Below are 1986 nucleotides of genomic sequence, written 5' to 3'. Positions count from 1 at the left end.
CCGTGATCTGGCACAACTGGACCATCGGCGCACCCAGCAAACGATCACTCATCGCCTACGACCACTGAGGCAGCTTCAAGGCATCAATCATCTAGGGGCTGGCGATGCTGAGGCGGCCCGTCTCGGTGCTGGCCGGACTTGACCGTGATGTCTTCATAGCCAGCTTGGCGTCGTCCTAACCTGCAGCCGGGCATACGCCGCTCGGCGTCCACGGTCGGATCCCAGGCTCTCACGGTGCCAGCGTTGCCGGCCGAGCTAACCACGGCCAACTCCACGGCCTAGTCGGCAACGCCCAGACTGAACCCTCGACACGTCAACCAGAAGGGGCGACGACGATGGCGTCCTGCGCGATACATCGCAACCGGCGCGAACTCCACGCATACCGGTTGCCCGGAACGGACGAAAACGAACTGACCCTCGAACCCCTGGAGGTCAACGCTGCCGCCCATGTTGGACCGGTAAACGTGACGGTCAGTTGCCTCCTGGGGTGGGCTCGCCGAACGGCGTTTGCGATAGCCCCCGCGCCGGCAACTACGTTCGGCTCAAGCACCGGATCGACGGTGGTGCACCGTGCGCCGGCGTGACGCCCCTCAGCGTGTGCACTCTACCGGAGAACTCGCCCAGATGACGCCCGGCCAGCGGATCTTCCACTACCGGATGATGCGGCGCATGTCGCAGGTTGCCCTTGCCAACCGGATGCGTGCAGTCGCCTCGCAATATCGCGGCCTCGGCACCGACCGCTGGCAGGTTCACCGCTGGGAGGCGGGCAAACACGAGCCGGACATGTACACCAGGCACATCCTGGCCCAAGCGCTCGGCGTCCAGGTCACCGAACTCGGGCTGACGCTAAACCCCTACTTCAACACTGTTGATGCTAGAAAAGCAACTCGTGTCGACGGTCCGGAACGGCGGGGCGCGACCCCGGAATGCTGGCGGAGGAGGACGCACTCCAGAGCTGCTCTTCGTTGCCAATTTCTACTCTGCCTTCGCGACAACCGCGATCAGGGACGATGTCGTCGGGGCTGTTGTACGCGCAGAGCGAGGCAAGCCGGTTCATTGAGGTGCGGTACGAAAGCGGAGACAAGCAGGAGGTTCACTTCGGCCAGTTCGTCTCCGGCGCCATCATCCGCAACATCGTCGACCGCGCCAAACTGCTCGCACTGACCCGGACCCTGGCCTGGGGCGACCTGGGCGTGCGGAGGCAGGATCTGCACGAAGCGGCCCTGGCCGAGATGCGGTCCGTCGCCGACGTGAGCTAGCTCGCGCAGACCGCACATCGCGGGCCGCCAGGCCGGTAGCGGCGACCTCGCCGGCGAACCACAGACGCGAAGACCACCGACCGCCGACAGGCCTTGATCGACTCCGCACCAATGGCCGCGGGCTCATCCCGCACGGCAGAATCGACCTGATGCAGGCCACGGAGATGATCACCACCCCGCTCGACGAGCGACTCGCCGACTACCGAGCACTCACCGACCTCGAGCTCCGGACCCGCTGGGAACCACCCAACGGCCTGTTCATCGCCGAAGGAGAACTCGTCCTACGCCGAGCCCTCCGAGCCGGCTACCGACTCCGCTCAGTCCTCATCGACACCAAACGCGTCTCGCAACTCGAAAACGTGAACCTGGCGGACATACCCGTATACGCCGGCGACCAGGCAACGCTCGAGGCCATCACCGGCTTCCACGTGCACCGGGGCGTCTTGGCGTCGTTTCACCGCAAACCCGAACTCCACGCCAAAGAAATCCTCAGGACCGCGCAACGACCCGCCATCCTGGAAAACATCCATAACCACACCAACGTAAACGGTGCCAAACTGCCTACAATTTTGGCCTCCGCGCGTGCCGCCCGCAAGTTCCTTCTGGTCGCATCGCGCAGATCGGCCGCTACATTAGCCCCGGCCCTTCATTGAGGGCTTCCCACATGGTGGGTGGATGAGGAACGGGTGCCTTCTGAGCTGGGAAGATAGGACTTGCTGAGGGTCTT

General features: G+C 64.2%; 2 protein-coding genes. Both read left to right on the top strand.

Annotated features, from left to right (window positions below):
• Positions 1-1010: 1010 nt before the first annotated feature.
• Positions 1011-1259, top strand: a complete 249-nt coding sequence (locus tag ABT369_RS57710) for a hypothetical protein (protein WP_350627244.1) — start codon at positions 1011-1013, stop codon at positions 1257-1259.
• A 149-nt stretch (positions 1260-1408) separates the two neighbouring features.
• On the top strand, positions 1409-1912 hold the full coding sequence (locus tag ABT369_RS57705; RefSeq protein ID WP_350627242.1) for a hypothetical protein: 504 nt from the start codon (positions 1409-1411) through the stop codon (positions 1910-1912).
• The last annotated feature ends 74 nt before the right edge of the window (positions 1913-1986 follow it).

The organism is Dactylosporangium sp. NPDC000244 (assembly GCF_040300725.1).
In the GTDB taxonomy this organism is placed as follows: domain Bacteria; phylum Actinomycetota; class Actinomycetes; order Mycobacteriales; family Micromonosporaceae; genus Dactylosporangium.
This window is presented reverse-complemented; position numbering and strand designations above follow the sequence as displayed.